The organism is Campylobacter sp. RM9334 (genome assembly GCF_020138145.1).
In the GTDB taxonomy this organism is placed as follows: domain Bacteria; phylum Campylobacterota; class Campylobacteria; order Campylobacterales; family Campylobacteraceae; genus Campylobacter_E.
The window spans coordinates 1-16,313 of sequence record NZ_JACGAX010000007.1; the positions used below are offsets into that span (position 1 = coordinate 1).

Annotated in this window: 16 protein-coding genes; 2 read left to right on the plus strand and 14 right to left on the minus strand. The window is 26.0% G+C overall.

The genetic code is table 11. The features are described 5' to 3' along the window. Positions 1 to 142: 142 nt before the first annotated feature. Positions 143 to 1,285, plus strand: coding sequence for an MFS transporter (locus AVBRAN9334_RS04370; RefSeq protein WP_336607118.1), 1,143 nt, complete (start codon positions 143 to 145; stop codon positions 1,283 to 1,285). 690 nt (positions 1,286 to 1,975) lie between these two features. Here AVBRAN9334_RS04370 and AVBRAN9334_RS04375 read toward each other — a convergent pair. From AVBRAN9334_RS04375 to pheS, 13 genes are all read right to left on the minus strand, one after another. Beyond that, positions 1,976 to 3,037, minus strand: a complete 1,062-nt coding sequence (locus AVBRAN9334_RS04375) for a tyrosine-type recombinase/integrase (RefSeq protein WP_336607119.1) — start codon at positions 3,035 to 3,037, stop codon at positions 1,976 to 1,978. Positions 3,038 to 3,846: 809 nt separating this feature from the next. After that, a complete protein-coding gene (locus AVBRAN9334_RS04380) occupies positions 3,847 to 4,032 on the minus strand; it encodes a hypothetical protein (RefSeq protein ID WP_336607120.1) in 186 nt (61 codons plus the stop codon). A 453-nt stretch (positions 4,033 to 4,485) separates the two neighbouring features. Next, the gene (locus AVBRAN9334_RS04385) at positions 4,486 to 4,962 is read right to left on the minus strand and encodes a PaaI family thioesterase (RefSeq protein WP_214117512.1); all 477 of its coding nucleotides are present in this window, start codon (positions 4,960 to 4,962) and stop codon (positions 4,486 to 4,488) included. 1 nt (position 4,963) lies between these two features. After that, the gene (gene cmoB / locus AVBRAN9334_RS04390; RefSeq protein WP_336607121.1) at positions 4,964 to 5,749 is read right to left on the minus strand and encodes a tRNA 5-methoxyuridine(34)/uridine 5-oxyacetic acid(34) synthase CmoB; all 786 of its coding nucleotides are present in this window, start codon (positions 5,747 to 5,749) and stop codon (positions 4,964 to 4,966) included. Continuing rightward, positions 5,749 to 6,012 carry a DUF2018 family protein gene (locus AVBRAN9334_RS04395; RefSeq protein ID WP_214117514.1) on the minus strand — a complete coding sequence of 88 codons (264 nt, stop codon included), beginning with the start codon at positions 6,010 to 6,012 and terminating at the stop codon, positions 5,749 to 5,751. Before AVBRAN9334_RS04395 ends, cmoB begins: the two co-directional genes overlap by 1 nt. 38 nt (positions 6,013 to 6,050) lie before the next feature. Next, on the minus strand, positions 6,051 to 6,383 hold the full coding sequence (locus AVBRAN9334_RS04400) for a hypothetical protein (RefSeq protein WP_214117515.1): 333 nt from the start codon (positions 6,381 to 6,383) through the stop codon (positions 6,051 to 6,053). 2 nt (positions 6,384 to 6,385) lie between these two features. Then, the gene (efp, locus tag AVBRAN9334_RS04405; RefSeq protein ID WP_214117516.1) at positions 6,386 to 6,955 is read right to left on the minus strand and encodes an elongation factor P; all 570 of its coding nucleotides are present in this window, start codon (positions 6,953 to 6,955) and stop codon (positions 6,386 to 6,388) included. Positions 6,956 to 6,978: 23 nt separating this feature from the next. Continuing rightward, positions 6,979 to 7,461: a hypothetical protein gene (locus AVBRAN9334_RS04410; protein ID WP_214117517.1), complete on the minus strand. Its 483-nt coding sequence runs from the start codon at positions 7,459 to 7,461 to the stop codon at positions 6,979 to 6,981. 2 nt (positions 7,462 to 7,463) lie between these two features. Next, complete coding sequence (locus AVBRAN9334_RS04415; protein WP_214117518.1) at positions 7,464 to 9,119, minus strand: 30S ribosomal protein S1; 1,656 nt, start codon at positions 9,117 to 9,119, stop codon at positions 7,464 to 7,466. 84 nt (positions 9,120 to 9,203) lie between these two features. After that, a complete protein-coding gene (locus AVBRAN9334_RS04420) occupies positions 9,204 to 10,031 on the minus strand; it encodes a 4-hydroxy-3-methylbut-2-enyl diphosphate reductase (protein WP_214117519.1) in 828 nt (275 codons plus the stop codon). Between the two features lie 3 nt (positions 10,032 to 10,034). Next, complete coding sequence (gene aroA / locus AVBRAN9334_RS04425; protein WP_336607122.1) at positions 10,035 to 11,312, minus strand: 3-phosphoshikimate 1-carboxyvinyltransferase; 1,278 nt, start codon at positions 11,310 to 11,312, stop codon at positions 10,035 to 10,037. Beyond that, complete coding sequence (gene pheT, locus AVBRAN9334_RS04430) at positions 11,309 to 13,615, minus strand: phenylalanine--tRNA ligase subunit beta (protein WP_336607123.1); 2,307 nt, start codon at positions 13,613 to 13,615, stop codon at positions 11,309 to 11,311. The genes aroA and pheT overlap by 4 nt, the downstream gene beginning before the upstream one ends. Further along, complete coding sequence (pheS, locus tag AVBRAN9334_RS04435) at positions 13,612 to 14,604, minus strand: phenylalanine--tRNA ligase subunit alpha (protein WP_214120333.1); 993 nt, start codon at positions 14,602 to 14,604, stop codon at positions 13,612 to 13,614. The genes pheT and pheS overlap by 4 nt, the downstream gene beginning before the upstream one ends. A gap of 84 nt (positions 14,605 to 14,688) precedes the next feature. Between pheS and AVBRAN9334_RS04440 the strand changes: the two genes are divergently transcribed. Next, positions 14,689 to 15,051, plus strand: a complete 363-nt coding sequence (locus tag AVBRAN9334_RS04440) for a histidine triad nucleotide-binding protein (protein ID WP_214120332.1) — start codon at positions 14,689 to 14,691, stop codon at positions 15,049 to 15,051. Between the two features lie 31 nt (positions 15,052 to 15,082). On the opposite strand, the gene AVBRAN9334_RS04445 is transcribed toward AVBRAN9334_RS04440, so the two are convergent. Then, positions 15,083 to 16,111 (minus strand): cytochrome-c peroxidase, encoded by a 1,029-nt coding sequence (locus AVBRAN9334_RS04445; RefSeq protein WP_336607124.1) that lies wholly within the window; start codon positions 16,109 to 16,111, stop codon positions 15,083 to 15,085. Between the last annotated feature and the right edge of the window lie 202 nt (positions 16,112 to 16,313).

Here is a 16,313-nt window from a genome sequence, read left to right on the forward strand (position 1 = left end):
AGGTTTTATATATAAAATCTAACTTAAGCAACGAATATTTAAAGCTTTCAATTCATTTTAAATCACTTAATTATTCACTATAAAAGTAGCTTTAATTACAAACAAGAACTATAATAAACCCATGCAAAGTAATTTTAAATTTATGCTTTTAATAGTTTCATTAGGTTCATTTTTAAGCACATTAGCGCTTAATCAAATTCTACCGCTTTTACCATTTATTATGCAAGAATATGGAGTGAGCGGAGATAAGATTAGCTTATATAGTGGTTTAGCTTATGCTGGTAGCACACTTACTATGGCGTTGTTTGCACCATTATGGGGTATTTTAGCTGATAAATATGGTCGTAAAAAAATGCTTTTAAGAGCTAGTTTTGGTATGGGCTTGTGCTTGTTAATTAGCGTATTTTTAAAAACCGCAGAATCATTTATAATACTTAGATTTATTATGGGATTTTTTTCTGGGTTTAACCCTGCTTGTATTGCATTAATAGCTGTTAATGCTCCTAAAGATGATGTGAATGTATCTCTTGCAAAACTTAGCTCATTTCAGATAACAGGCTCGCTTTTAGGACCATTGTTTGGTGGAGTATTAATGCACTTTTTTGATTTTAGAGTTCAGTTTGCAATATCAGGATTTTTATTAATTAGTATATTTTTATTGATATTGTTTTTTGTAAAAGAAGATTTTACTCCAGTTCCTAAAGGTGAAAAAATAAGGCTTGATAAAGGCTTGTATTCATTTGTAATAGTTTTGTGTTTAGCTTCGTTTTTAGTGCAGTATTCTCAAACATTTATAGGTCCTATAATCGGCTTATTTGTTTCAAAATTAGTAGACCATAAAGAATTAGCTACAGGTTTTTGCTTTAGTTTAGCAGGAATTGCTAGTGCTATATTTGCTCCGAAATTATCAAAATTAGCAAAAGATTATGGAGAAGTTAATTTAATTTTAATTAGTACTTTTGCTTTGTTTATATGTTTAATATTGCATTATTTTACTAGCCATAATTTTTGGTTATTTTGCTTAGTTAGGTTTATAACCGGTATTAGCTTTTGCTCTATTATGCCTAGTGTTTATTCTATGATAAGAAAAAAGATACCTAAACAAATTAGCTCAAAAATATTTGGAATAAATCAGAGTTTTTACGGATTAGGTGCGTTTTTTGGTAGTTTAAGTGGTGGGTATTTTTATAACTTATATGATGAAAAAGTGTTTTTTATCTGTGCTAGTTTTATTTTAGCTAGTTGTTTTTTAATTTTCTTTTATAAAAGAATAGGTTCAAAATAAAGTAGGGCATTAAGTTTAAGCATTTAAAAATAAATAGATTAGGTTGATTAGTAATAGTTTATTTTTGAATATCTTACAATCTATACGATGAAAAAATCTTTTTTATCTATTCAAGTTTTATTTTAGCTAGTTGTTTTTTTTTGTTTTACTTTATAAAAGAATAATTTCAAAATAAAGCAGGTATATTTGTGCTATAGGATAAAAATTATCAATAATAGAATAAAAACTAATTTATATAAAATAAGTAAAATTTTAATTATAGTTATTTTGGCTAAGTGATTTATTTGTGTCAATTTTATTTAATAAAAAATAATCTCAAAATAAAGTAGGGTATTTAGCTTAAGCATTTAAAAATAAATAGATTAGGTTGATTAGTAATAGTTTATTTTTGAATATCTTACAATCTATACGATGAAAAAATCTTTTTTATCTATTCAAGTTTTATTTTAGCTAGTTGTTTTTTAGTTTAACTTTATAAAAGAATAATTTCAAAATAAAGTATGGTATTCAGTTTAAATACTTAGAGTAATTCAGAGTTATTTATGGATTAGGTTCGTTTTTTGGTGATATTAGCTTATATGATGAAAAGTGTTTTTACTAGTTTTATTTGTTATTTTACTTAATATATAGACTATACTTATTTTGAGCTAAATTAATTTAATAGTTTTGATGGATACATAAGAAGACTTTTTAGTCTTCTTTTAAATTATTAGCTATTTTTGCTGCTAATTTTAATTTATCATTATCAAAATGAGTATAAATTCTTGAAGTATTAAGGGAAGCATGCCCTAAGGCTTCTTGGACTAATAACAAATCTTTTTCTTTTTTATAAAGTAGGGTAGCAAAACTATGTCTTAACATATGAGCTCCATTTTTTTCTTTGCGAATACCTGCTGCTAATAATACATTTTCAATTAATCTTGATATATAAGCTTGAGTTAATGGCTTACTTTGTTTATTTGTAAATAAGTATTGATTAGGTTCGGCGAAATTATTAAAATATTCTAAATGCTCTTTAATGGAATTTATATTTAGTAAAACCACTCTATATTTATTACCTTTAGCATGAATTCTAAGGCTTATTAAATCATTTTCATAGCTAATATCTTTTAACCTTAATCTAAGAACTTCATTAACCCTTACTCCAGTAAATAATATGATTTTTATAGCAAGTTTATTTCTGTCTTGATTACTTTTAAATTCATAATTATTTAGAGTATTTAAAAATGTTTTCATTTGCTCTTCGCTCATAAATTCTGGTAGTTTTTGTCCTGATGATGAGTTTAATCCTGACCAGTTTTTTAACTCTATTTCATAAACATAAGAACTATCATCATCTTTATTTTGTGAACTTAAAAATTTAAAAAAATTAACTATAGCGATTTTGTGATTTTTTTTACTCGCATCACTAAGACCTGCTGTTATACTTGATAGAATTTCAATTACTAATTCTTCATCAATTAGTTTTAGAGAGTACAGCTTATAGTGAATTATTTGCTCGTAAAATTTTTTAATAGGGTTAAAATAAGTATTTACACCAATCATTCCTATATTTCTTGATTTTTTAGCTAACTCATCTAATTCTTCTATAGTGAAATTATTTTTACTTAAAGCAATATTAATCTCTCTTAATTCTTCTGCTTTTTCAAGTAGTTTATTTGATAAAGAATTTAATTTAAATTTAAGAAATTTAGCTATCCAAAATAAAAATGATTTTGAAAAATTGTCTTCACAATCTAAAGGGTATTTCATAATTGTTCCTTAAAATAAGTTGTTTAATATAGAAAAAAAATTATAATAAAAGAAGATTATATTATAAACTTAGTTTTCAATATAAATTTAATATGTAAAATTTTATTAAAAATAATAATAAAAAAATATGATAATTTTACATAAAATAATACATAAAATAATATGATTATTTTTATAAATATACTAAATATCGTATAAAATATCAAAAATTATTTATATATTTTATTAAAATAATTAATATAGAAATAACTCAAATTTATGTTAAGTATATAAGAAATAGTTTGAAAATTATATTACATATATAAATTGAATTCTAAAACCTTATTAAATCTAATTTTGTTATGTTTGGAAATGAAGTATTTTTATAGTATTGAAATTATTGGCGTAGACATATAAAAAATACATAAGTGATTGGTATAAGTATATAATTTTTAAGTTCCGTAAGACTATTAAATTATTTTAATAATAAAGCAATCTAAATTGATTATTAGCATATTTAATTATGTTTATATATTATATTAGTATTGAAAACTATAATTTTCAAATTAGTATTTTAAAACCATATCACCACTCTGCGATTTTAATAAAACTAAAGATTTTAGATTGTTTATGACAAATTCTTATTAAGTCTTTTTTGGCAACTATTAGTTCAATGTTATTTTAAGCTTACTTGTTGTGTTTAATAGTATTTTGAATTATTTTTTATAAACTCATTGGACAATAGAAATATATGTATGTTATTTGCTAAAAAGCTCAAAATCACTAAGCTTAGCAGTATTATTAAAATCAGCCAATGCACTCTCGAAATCTCACGCAAACTTCACAGGCACAGCTAAAGCACCAATTCGGGCTAAATTGCCACTTAGTTCATCTTTAAAATTTTTTAACTCTTTACTTGCTAATTTTGTTTTTATATCAAGTTTGTTAAGCTTAGTAATACTTGCATTTAATTTATTCATATCATCAGCACTTAGCTTTGCTACACGACCAAGCACCTTTAAAGAAGTTTGCTTGTCTTTAATTCCGTTAAATCCATCAAAAGCTAATTTTATCTATTTCCAAATCTAAGCCCATTTTAAGCTCCTATTAATACATAATTGTATAATGCAAATGCGTGATATAAGTAGCTCTTATTGAGCGACAAGGGCTTTAAATGTGTATTGTAGGCTAATATACAAGGCTTTAATGCTTCGCTAGCAAGGTAACTTAGTCTAGTCCGCCTGTCAATCAATATCATAAAATGACTCAATATAATATTTGCTATTGATATCTTTTGAAGTCAAATATATATAATGTTTAAGCACTTTTTAAATACTCATTTTAAACTAAATATCAAATATGCTTTAAGTTAAGGCAAATGCAAGTGCCGTTGTTTTAAGTGTAGTGTTTTTTTTATATTTTGAATTTGATTTGTATAAAAGGTTTTAGTTTGTAAAACAAGAAAATTATTATTCTTGTTTTTTACTCTGGTATTTTGCTAATTCACTTTTTTGCATTTTTAATATATGTTCATCTGTTACTAGAACATAAAAAATACCTTCAAATACGCATACTTCTCTTATATATGCTTTTACTAAAACTTCTCTTTTTTTACTATTATCAAATTTAGCAGTTGCTTCAAAAGATATAATATCCCCTATTTTGGCCGGCGCAAAAAAACTAGTTCTTGAGCCTATAACACAGGTATTTTTTTTGTTAATTGCTACTTGTGCAACATAAGCTCCTGCAGAATATATAAAACCATTATGCGCTAAACCTTCAGAATCTGAAATTAATTCAGATGTTATTTTTAATTGCAGATTTGCTTTGTTTTCATCTGTTTCGGTAATGTTGCCACAAATTTCTGTATTTATTGTAGGGCAAGCTTCAACATTGATTTTAATCTCTGTAGAATTTTCTTCTATATCATTTTTTTCTTCAGCCATTTTATACCTTTAATTTTATATATATTCTTTTTGGTGCAGGATAACCTTCTTTTGTAAAATCATTATCTTCTAAAAAATCTTCCAAGCTATATCCATCAATCCAATCTGTTTTCCTTTGCTCTTCTATTGTTGTTTTAGAAGTTGCTAGTATTTCAAATTCTTTAAAATTAGCTTTTTTACACCAATTTTGCAATGCTTTAATACTTGGTATAAAATATACATTAGACATTTTTGCATAACTTGTATCTGGAACTAAAGCAAAAGGTTGTTCACTATCAAAATAAATAGTATCTAAGAATACAATCCCATTAGTGTTTAGACTTTGTTTTAATTGTTTTAGCATTTGCACTGGGTCGCTTCTGTGATAAATCACCCCTAAGCAAAAAATTACATCAAATTTATGATTGTAGCTTGGCAAATCAGCTACCCCTAATCTCTCAAATACAATATTCGTTTTAAATAAGGAATTTAAAAAAGTAAATTGCTCATAGCATCTTTGAGAAGGGTCAAATCCGACAATCTTAGTCGGTCTAAATTCTTGCATTCTAAACATATAATAACCATTGTTGCACCCAACATCAGCCACTATTTTATTCTCAATACAACCAATATGCTTTTTTAAAATATTATATTTTATATTGCTTTTCCACTCACTATCTATAAAAATATTATTTATTTTAAAAGGCCCTTTTCTCCAAGGTTTAAGGCTTTTTGCTTTAATTAATAAATCTTCTTCATTTAATGTATCATCATAAATTTCAACAATATCATCAAAAATAACTTTCATTATCCCTCATGCCCTAAAATTTTTGCTGTTAAATCTATAAAAACATCATTTAGCATTTCATTTAGCAAAGCATCATTATTAAATATAAATTCTTCAACTTGTGTATAGTCTATATTTTGCTTTTCTAATAATAATTTTAATGCTAAAAATTCTTTACTATGCGTTACTATAGTATTTTGAACTGCACCTCTTGGTGCGTTTTGTAATACATCTATTAGTTTTTCTTCTGGTGTGGTCTCAAATAATTTATCAAAATCATCCATTTTAATTCTCCAATAACTTATTTAAATAAAAATATATTTTAACTAAATAAATTATCATACAATTGATTTTTATGTTTTGTTTTTTTGTATTGATTTTGCTTTTTTATTTTCTCTAGAGTATTAAATTTGCTAATTAATTCAAATCTGTCTAATTGAGAAAAACAGCATAAATTTACAAAATTTTCTAATTCTTTTGAATATGTAGAATCAAGATAAACTGGCTCACATTTATTTAGTAATTTTAAATTCTGCTCTATACTAGACGCGAAAATACCATCTGAAAAATCTTCTTTTTTTAAGGCTAAAGCAAAGCGATTAGCAGCTTTTTCTAAAGCTCTTAAGTATTTTACACGCTTTGCTTTATCGTTCATAATTATTTATTAGCTCTTTCTATATACTCGCCTCTTTGAGTATCTACTCTAATAACTTCCCCTTCTAATACATGGAAAGGTATTTGAACAACTGCACCGCTTTCTAAAGTAGCTGGCTTTTTATTAGAGCCTTGTGTGTCACCCTTGAAATTCGGTTGAGTTTCAACTATTTTTAACTCAACAACTTGCGGAACTTCAACGCCTATTGCTTTTCCGTTATGGAATAATACACTTACATTCATACCATCAATCATCCATTTTCTACTTTCGCCAACATCTTCTTCTGTTATAGCTACTTGCTCATAAGTCTCATTATCCATAAATTGGCAAAATTCTCCATCATCATATAAATATTGCATTTCTTTTTCTACTAAATTAGGAGATTCACATTTATCACCTGCGTGGAAAGTTTTTTCTAAAACCTTACCATTTATGAAAGATTTTATTTTTATTCTTACGAAAGCAGGACCTTTACCTGGCTTTACATGTTGATATTCCACTATTTTATAAGGAACACCTTCTATTTCTATTTTTAAACCCTTTTTTAAATCACCCATTGAATAAGATGCCATTTTGTTAATCCTTTAAAATTAAATTAAATCCAAATTTCTTCAAAATCAGAATTGATATTATAGTTTTTTAAACTATCTATAAGGTAATGCAATAAAGAAATATTGTTAGTATCTATGACTATCTGAGAATATTTTTTATTATTAATTAAAAAATATTTCAAATTTAAATTAGATATAGTTTGTTTTACGCAAAATAAAGAATAATTATCGTTTTTATCTATATTTAATTTAAAAAATTTCTTTTTACTTAAATTACCTGTATCTTGTAATTCAAAATGAACATAAAGTTCATTTGATATTGGGTAAGAATCTCCCAATTCATCTTTAGCTAATTTAGCATACCACTCATTATTTGATATTTTATTTTTAATAATTTCAATATTTTCATCAATAATTTTAGAAATCTGCAAATCTTTATAATTTGCAGATTTTATTAATAGCATTAAAACCAATACTAAAATAAAAAAAATTATTCCAAATATAAAATATAACGAGTGTTGTTTCATTACTATTGTAATTGATCTTTAATTATATCACCTATTGTAATTTTATCATCAGAATTAAATTTTTCTAAATCTTCACGAGTTTTAATTAAATTTAATTTTTTTATACTTAAGCGAATTTTACCATTTCTAGTGAAAATTAAAGCTCCTTCAATTTCATCTCCAATATTAGGCTTAACTTCTCCTAAATCTTCATTTTTAATTAAAGCTTCAACTTTATCATTTACTTTAACGAACACTCCAAAGTCTTTAATATCGCTTACAATACCTTTAATAACATCACCTAATCTATGTTCTTTAGCAAATAATGAACTAGGACTTTCTTCTAAATGTTTAACACTTAAAGAAATTTTTTGGTTTTCACTATCAATTTTTCTAATTTTAACTTTTACTTTATCCCCTACTTTATAAACTTTTTTGCAAGTTTCATTTTCAGTCCAAGATATATCATCATTTAATAATAAACCTTCAATATTGTCAATTTTAACAAAAGCTCCAAAATTTGTAATAGTGCTAATCTCGCCTTCAACAATATCTCCTGCTTTAAATTTCTCATTAAAGCCATCAAAAGGTTTTGGAAGTAAATTTTTAAGAGATACTCTTAAACGGCGTTTTTCATAATCTATTTCAATTACTTCAACATCAATTTCTTGACCTTCTTTTAAATAATCTCTTGGATTTTTAACATTTTTATCCCAAGAAATTTCACTTATATGTAAAAATCCTTCAATATCATTTCCTAAATCTACAAAAGCTCCATAATTTTCAATATTAGAAACTACTACTTTTAAAATATCTCCAATTTCTAAGCTATCTTTAATTTCATCCCAAGGGTCACTTAAAGCTGCTTTAATTGATAAAGAAATATGTTTCTTCTCTTCATCATATCCTACAATTTTTACTAAAACTTTATCCCCTTCTTTGTATAAAGTACTAGGATTTACAGGACCTTTATAAGATATTTCGCTATAATGAACTAAGCCATCAACTCCACCAATATCAACAAACATTCCATAGCTTGTAAGTTTTCTAACAACACCTTCTTTAAGTTCTGAATCGTTGATTATATTATTAATTAATTCTTTTTTCTTTTTGCGGTCTTCTTCGTTTGCTTTTCTTTTTGACACAACTATACTTTGTGTTTCTTCATCAATTTTTAATATTTTAACTTTAATTTTTTTATTCATTAAAGTATTAATTTCTTTATGAGAGCATTGTGATTTTGGTAAGAAAAATTCTACTTCATTATTATCTACTGCAACAAAACCACCACGATTTTTTCCTATGATTTTTACTTCAAAAGTATCGTTATTGTCTTCATTATAGTTTTTAATAAATTCAACTACTTTTTCTTTACGAAGTGCTTTTTTGTATGATAATAAACGGCGTCCATTATAACTACCTACAACTGTTACTTTAATAACATCATCAACATTAAATAATAGCTTATCATCTTTTGTGATTTCACTAATGTTTAAAACACCTTCTGATTTATCTTGTATATCAACAAATACTTCGTCGCCTTCAATTTTAATAATTTTTCCATCAATTACTGAAATATTTTCAGGATTTTTTTCGCTTTCAAACTCATCTAACATTGCCGCGAAATCAATGTTTTCTAAATCTTCTAAATTGTTATGAGCTCCATTTAACTTAGCCATTTTGGTCCTTTTGTAATAAAATTAATCAAATTAAGAAATGATTGTGCCCTATTCTATCACTATTTCACTTATGACTATTTAATATTAAGTAAAATTTTCTATTTTTTTAACAACTTTATCAATAATCCATTCAGGTGTGCTAGCTCCTGCACTAATTCCGCATAGATTTTTATCCTTAAACCAATTAAAATCTAATTCATTTTCATTTTCAATTAAATAACTATCTTTGCAATGCTCTTTTGCTATTAAAAATAATTGCTTTGTATTTGAGCTATTTTTACCGCCAACAATTATCATAACATCACTTTTCATTGCAAGAATTTTAATAGCTTCTTGGTTTTTAAATGTTGCATCGCAAATTGTATTAAAAACTCTTACTTCTTTTACTTTTAACATTAAAAAATTAGCTATTTGCATAAATTTTTCTACTTTTTTTGTAGTTTGACTTACTAAAGCTACTTTATTTTTAAACTTAATATCTATCAGTTCTTTTTCATCTAAAACTACATAATTATTAGTAGTAGCATAACTTCTTACGCTTTTTACTTCTGGATGATTGCTATCACCAAAAATAACAATTTCATACCCTTCGTTGCTCATTTTTTCCACAATTTCTTGTGGCTTTTTAACGAAAGGGCAAGTTGCGTCTATAATTTCTCTACCACTTTCTTTTAATATGTCTAAGTCTTGTTTTGTTATTCCATGCGTTCTTATAATAGCCTTTTTCTCATCATTTAATTCTGTTATATCATTAATAGTCTTTACATTAAAATCGTTCTTTAATCTTGATATTTCATCATTATTGTGAATTAATGGCCCAATGGTGGCTGCATCTTTAGTCTTTTCTGCTTGTTTGATAGCTCTTTTAACTCCAAAACAAAATCCGTAACTTTTAGCTAATTCTATTTTCATATTTTATTGTCTTTCAAATAAAGATAAAATTTCATAAAAATTTGTAAAAGAAGCATCTACACATTCAACATTGTCAATTTCTATTTCATAATCTTTAGCTAGCAAAGAAAAACTCATAGCTATTCTGTGGTCTGCAAAACTTTTTAGCATTACATTATTATTTTTTATACTTTTTCCAACAACCATAAATCCATCTTCAAATTCTTCATATTCAACACCTAAAATTGAATAATTTTCAAGGACAGCCTTTATTCTATCGCTTTCTTTTACTCTTAATTCTTTTGCATTTTTGACAATAGAATTTCCTTCAGCATATAAAAATGCTATTGATAATGCTGGTATTTCATCAATTAGCCAAGAAATATTTTCACTAACTTCAACAGCTTTTAGCTTAGAACTTTTTATAGTAATGGTTCCTATATTTTCATAATCATTTTTCTCTATTTGATATGTAATATTTGCCCCCATTTTTTCAAGAATTTTAAATGCTTCAATTCTAGTTTTATTTAAAAGCATATTTTTTAAAACTAGAGTGGAATTATCACTGATAGCACATAAAACAGCAAAGAAAAATGCAGAAGAAGGGTCATTTGGAACTTCTATTTCATACGATTGTAATTTATCTTGTAATGGTTTTACTTCTATTTTAGAACCATCTGTTTTTATTGGTGCTTTTATCATTTTTAATAAATTTTCTGAATGGTCTCTGCTTAATTCGCTTTCGTATATTTCGCAACCATTACTCAATAATCCAGCTAATATTAATGCGGTTTTTACTTGTGCTGATTTTAGAGTATTTTCAAAAGTAAAATAATCTATTTTTTCTCCCCTAATTGCTAAAGGAGCATAATTTGCCCCTTCTCTACCATCAATTTTAGCCCCTAGTTTATTAAGTATATCGCTTACTCTTTTCATAGGTCTTTTGTTTAAATATTCATCTCCGCTTAAAACAAACAAACCATCTTGACTAGCTAAAAAACCAATTAAAAGTCTCATTAGTGTCCCAGAATTTCCACAATCTAAAACTACATTAGGAGATTTGATAGCATTAGGCGGTGTTATAACTAATTCATTTTTATCTTCATATATTTTTATTGTCGCACCTAAATTTCTTACAACTTCTAAAGTATGTAGGCAATCTTGTGCGTAAAGATAGTTTTTAACCTTACACTCCCCATTAGTTAATAAAGAAAATAAAGCAGCTCTATGAGAGATAGATTTATCTGCAGCTATATTTTCCAAAACTAAATCAAATTGTTTATTTAATGCTTTTATTCTCATCTTAATTTTAATCCTATTTTATCTAATTCACTAATAATTTCATTCATTTCATTATTTATATCATCATTTTTTAATACTTTTTCATCATCAACAAATGAAAAACTTATACTTAAACTTTCATAATCTTTTAAGCTTTCATCTTGATATAAATCTACGATTTTAAAATCTTTTAAATTCTTAATGTTTAATTTATTTATAGTTGATTTTATAACTGAATAATCATAATTTTTAGGCACTAAAATACTTAAATCTCTAGTTGTTCCTTGGAATTTTGAATAAGCTTTTGCTTGTATAAAATCATACTCTAAAGCATTAAAATCAATTTCGCATAAATAAGTAACCGGTAATTCTAATTCATTTTCTAAATGTAAATCTAATCTTCCAACTACCCCTATTTTTTGATTGTTTTTATAAATATCAGCTCTTTCAAATTCGCTAAATAAATGATAATCACTAGATTTTAATTGGAAATCCTTTAATATTGTTTTTAATTCATTTAAGAATGTGAAAAAATCAACATTTTTAGGTTTTGCATGATTTTTTAAATTTGCATTTTCACTTAAGCCAGAGCTAATTAAAGCAAATTTTTTATTTTCTTGTCCGTTTTCATCAAAGACACTACCAATTTCAAATAATTTTACTGATTTTCTTGAATTATTAAAATTAAAACTAGCTTGTTTTAAAAGTGTGCTAATAATAGAACTTCTTAGCGTATTCATTTCATTTGTGATTGGGTTTATAATTTCATTTTTGATATATTTTAAATTTAATTTTTCTAAAAATTCTTTGCTATCAAAAATATAGCCAATACTTTCAAAATATCCACACATTAAAGCCCTATTTCTTAATTCAAGAGATTTTTTATATTTTAAATAAGTGTTGTTTGTTCTGTTCAATTCATAAAAATCAAGTGGTTTAGGCTTAATATTATCAATGCCAATCATTCTTACTATTTCTTCACAAATATCAGCAGAATTATTAATATCGTGTCTATAAAATGGAACTTTTAAATATAGATTATCTTCAGCAATACTTAATTCAAACCCTAGTCTTTTTAAAATTTTCACAACATCATTTTTTTCGCAAGACTGACCTATCATATTTTCAAGCTCGCTAATATTACAATTAATTGATATTTTTTCTTTGCTTGGGGTATTTTGACAAGAACTACCATAAATTTTAATGTTTTTATTAAGTTGTAACAAATTAAATAAATAATCAATTCCTATATTAAGCTCTGGTTCGCTGCCCCTAAAACTTCTATAAATATCTGTATTTTTATAATTTTTATGAGTATTTGCGATTATTTTAGGATTTACATAATTTGCAATTATGATTATTTTTTTACTATCTTTATCTATTTTAAATTCTTCATTTTGTGTAATTCCAGCAATTGCTAATTCTTTATCTTTATACTTAATAACAAATTCTTTGTTTTCTTTGGTTTTTACATCTAAACTTATTTGCTCGCATTCATTACATAATTTGCTTAAATCAACTGCATTAAATAATACCCCGCTTGCATGTGTTGTATAAGATAATAAGTTTTCTATAGCATTATCTTTTAATTCTTCAATACTAGCTAATCTTAATTTAACCTTTAAAGTATTTTCAATATTATTTAATAATTCTATTGCTTTTATATTTAAATTACCATCAATTCCATCACTAAAATGAACATTCAAAATTCTTCTAATGCCTTCTGCATTATCAACATCTTTAAAAGGTTTCTTTTCTTTTAAATTAATATCTAATGCTGCACTTAAATCTCTTGCTATACCATTAATACTTAAGCAATCCCCACGATTAGGAGTTAGCTCAATTTCAATTAATTCATCATTAAATAAAGGATATTCGCATAATTCTTTACCTAAAGTAAGTTCGCCTATACTATTATCTAAAACCATAATGCCATCATTTATTTTGGCAAATCCAAGTTCAGTTGATGAGCATATCATTCCATTGCTCTCAACCCCACGCAATTTAGCTTTTTTAATAGTAATATCACCAATTTGTGCACCTTCTAAACTAACTGCTACAAATTGCCCTGCTTCAACATTTTTAGCTCCACATACGATTTGCAAAACTTCATTACCAACATCTACTTGGCAAATACTTAATTTTTCAGCATCAGGGTGCTTTTCTTTACTCATTACTTTTGCAACTACAACTTTTTTAGGAGCTATAATTGTAGTTACTCCATCAACTTCTAAACCTATGCTATTTAAAGTTTTTACTAATTCATCTGTGCTAATATTTTTTAAGTCTATAAATTCATTTAACCAATTCTTACTAATTATCATTTAAATTGCTCCAATAATCTTAAATCTCCTTCAAATAATGACCTTAAATCAGGTATTTTATGAAGTAGCATTGCAAATCGCTCAACTCCTAAACCAAAAGCATATCCGCTAACATTTTTATAGCCAACATTTTTAAATACATTTGGATGAACCATACCACAACCCATAACTTCAATAAAGCCAGTTTGCTTACAAATTCTACAACCACAACCACCGCAGAATACACAAGATATATCAACTTCTGCACTAGGCTCTGTGAATGGGAAAAAGCTTGGACGAAATCTAACTTTTACATCTCCGAACATATATCTTAAAAATTCTTCTAAAACATATTTTAAATTAGCAAAAGATATTTTATCTCCATCTTCAACCACAAGCATTTCTATTTGATGAAACATAGGAGTGTGTGTAATATCAAAATCTCTTCTAAATACGGCACCAGGTGCAATCATTCTAATAGGTGGATTTTGTTTTTTCATAGTTCTTATTTGCACCGGACTTGTTTGAGTTCTAAGTAGTAATTTATCTATAAAATAAAAAGTATCTTGCATATCTCTAGCAGGATGTGATTTAGGTAAATTTAAAGCTTCAAAATTATGAAAGTCATCTTCAATCAACGGACCTTCTTCAAGACTAAAATTTTGTCTTAAAAAATAATCAATTATCTTATCCATTGTGCTCATTACGGGATGAAGAGCACCAGAATTTGAACGCTCATCAAAATAAGCAAAATTGAAAGCATCTTTTTTAGCTTTTGCTTTTATAAATTCATCTTTTAAATATTTTTGCTTTTGAGTAAATTTATCGTTAAATTCATCTCTTAATTTATTTAAAATTTCTGCTCTTTGTTTTTTTTCATCACCTTCTAAGTCTTTTAACTTAGCAAATTCACTTGTTAAATAACCTTTTTTACCAAGAATTTGCACCTTTATTTGCTCTAATTCTTCAAGCGAAGAACAATTATCTAAACTAATTAAAATATCTTCCAAGAGTTAGCCTTTTTATTGATTTTTTACAATTTTAGTGTAAATTACATAAATAAACGATTAAGACTATTAAAAAAAGGAAAGAAAATGAGCGATTTAAATGTTTTTGAAAGAATTGTAATAGGCGAACTCCCATCTAGTAAAGTTTTAGAAAATGATGAATTTTTAGCATTTCACGATATAGACCCAAAAGCTCCTGTTCATATATTAATAATTCCTAAAAAAAGATTTGTAAGTTTTCAAGATGTTGATGGTGCTACAATGGCGAAAATGACAGATTTTATTCACGAAGTTGCAAAATTATTAGGACTTGATAAAAGCGGATATAAATTACTTACTAATGTAGGTGCTGATGCAGGACAAGAAGTGTTTCATTTACATTTTCATATGCTAGGTGGATTAAAACTATTTATCCCAAAAGTTGAAGAAAATAAAGAAGCATTATTTTAATTTAAATTCCTAGCATTTAGCTAGGAATGTTTTAATATTCTAAATCAGGTTTGATTGTTTTAGAAGTTGAAGCAGGTAAGCTAGGATATGTAATATCAGGCATTTTACCTGTTAGTGATTTTAAGAATGTAATTATTAATTGTGATTCTTCATCATTTATTTCTATTCCTAATTGGATTTTTCCCATTAATTTAACAGCTTCATCTAATTCCCAAATAGCGCCATTATGATAATAAGGTGCGGTTAATTCAATGTTTCTTAATGTAGGAGCTTTAATTAAACCATCGCTATCTCCTTTAAAATCACCTATATTTGCATATTTATATTTATTAGCTACTTCAAATGCTTGTAGTGTCCCACCAAGATTAATACCTGTATGACAAGCAGTGCAACCTTTATCTATAAATAGTTTTAATCCTTGTTTTTCTTCTTTACTTAAAGCTTTTTCATTACCATTTAAAAATTCATCAAATCTTGATGGAGTTATTAAGGTTCTTTCAAAAATACCAATACTTGTAGCAATTAAATCAAAATCAATTTTTTTATCTCCATAAGCTTTTTTAAAATCATTAACATATTCAGGAATTGAAGTAATTTTGCTCACAACTTCACTTGGTATAGCTGCCATTTCTACTGATGATTGAATAGGCCCTTTTGCTTGGTCTTGTAAATGACCTGAACGACCATCCCAAAATTGTGAAGAATTAAATACAGAATTATAAACCGTTGGAGAGTTTAGATGATGTGGATTAGGAGACCATTTATGCCCTGTACTTGCTGGAACTCCATCAGTTCCACCTAAACCTAAATTATGACAGGTATTACAAGATATAATTCCACTTTTTGAAATTCTTGGGTCAAAATATAGTTTTTTACCAATTTCAACTCTTTCTTTAGTGGTAGGATATTCTACATAATCAGGTGCATATTGTTTAATTAATTCTTCTAATTTGGCTTTATCGCTAGGTATAGCAACCAAACCTGCTTCTTTTGCTTCATCAATTAAACTAGCAGCATTTAAACCTGCTAATAAACTTAAAGATAACATAATTTTTTTCATTATTTTCTCCTTTTAATTAAAGTAAAAAGATTATAAAGTTTTTTAGATAATAAAAAATATTATTTATATAAAATTTTATAGTTTTATAATTTATTTTTTGATAAAAAATATTATTTAATTCATCACTATGCTTTGTGTAAAAATTAAAATAAATATCGTAATAGTGTTTTGAATAGCTAGAAAATAGAATTAGATTGTATAT

What these genes read in the sequence shown, in the direction of transcription:
- AVBRAN9334_RS04370 (WP_336607118.1), top strand. Translation starts at nt 143, where the DNA reads ATGCTTTTAATAGTTTCATTAGGTTCATTTTTAAGCACATTAGCGCTT.
- AVBRAN9334_RS04375 (WP_336607119.1), bottom strand. Translation starts at nt 3,037, where the DNA reads ATGAAATACCCTTTAGATTGTGAAGACAATTTTTCAAAATCATTTTTA.
- AVBRAN9334_RS04385 (WP_214117512.1), bottom strand. Translation starts at nt 4,962, where the DNA reads ATGGCTGAAGAAAAAAATGATATAGAAGAAAATTCTACAGAGATTAAA.
- cmoB (WP_336607121.1), bottom strand. Translation starts at nt 5,749, where the DNA reads ATGAAAGTTATTTTTGATGATATTGTTGAAATTTATGATGATACATTA.
- AVBRAN9334_RS04395 (WP_214117514.1), bottom strand. Translation starts at nt 6,012, where the DNA reads ATGGATGATTTTGATAAATTATTTGAGACCACACCAGAAGAAAAACTA.
- AVBRAN9334_RS04400 (WP_214117515.1), bottom strand. Translation starts at nt 6,383, where the DNA reads ATGAACGATAAAGCAAAGCGTGTAAAATACTTAAGAGCTTTAGAAAAA.
- efp (WP_214117516.1), bottom strand. Translation starts at nt 6,955, where the DNA reads ATGGCATCTTATTCAATGGGTGATTTAAAAAAGGGTTTAAAAATAGAA.
- AVBRAN9334_RS04410 (WP_214117517.1), bottom strand. Translation starts at nt 7,461, where the DNA reads ATGAAACAACACTCGTTATATTTTATATTTGGAATAATTTTTTTTATT.
- AVBRAN9334_RS04415 (WP_214117518.1), bottom strand. Translation starts at nt 9,119, where the DNA reads ATGGCTAAGTTAAATGGAGCTCATAACAATTTAGAAGATTTAGAAAAC.
- AVBRAN9334_RS04420 (WP_214117519.1), bottom strand. Translation starts at nt 10,031, where the DNA reads ATGAAAATAGAATTAGCTAAAAGTTACGGATTTTGTTTTGGAGTTAAA.
- aroA (WP_336607122.1), bottom strand. Translation starts at nt 11,312, where the DNA reads ATGAGAATAAAAGCATTAAATAAACAATTTGATTTAGTTTTGGAAAAT.
- pheT (WP_336607123.1), bottom strand. Translation starts at nt 13,615, where the DNA reads ATGATAATTAGTAAGAATTGGTTAAATGAATTTATAGACTTAAAAAAT.
- AVBRAN9334_RS04440 (WP_214120332.1), top strand. Translation starts at nt 14,689, where the DNA reads ATGAGCGATTTAAATGTTTTTGAAAGAATTGTAATAGGCGAACTCCCA.
- AVBRAN9334_RS04445 (WP_336607124.1), bottom strand. Translation starts at nt 16,111, where the DNA reads ATGAAAAAAATTATGTTATCTTTAAGTTTATTAGCAGGTTTAAATGCT.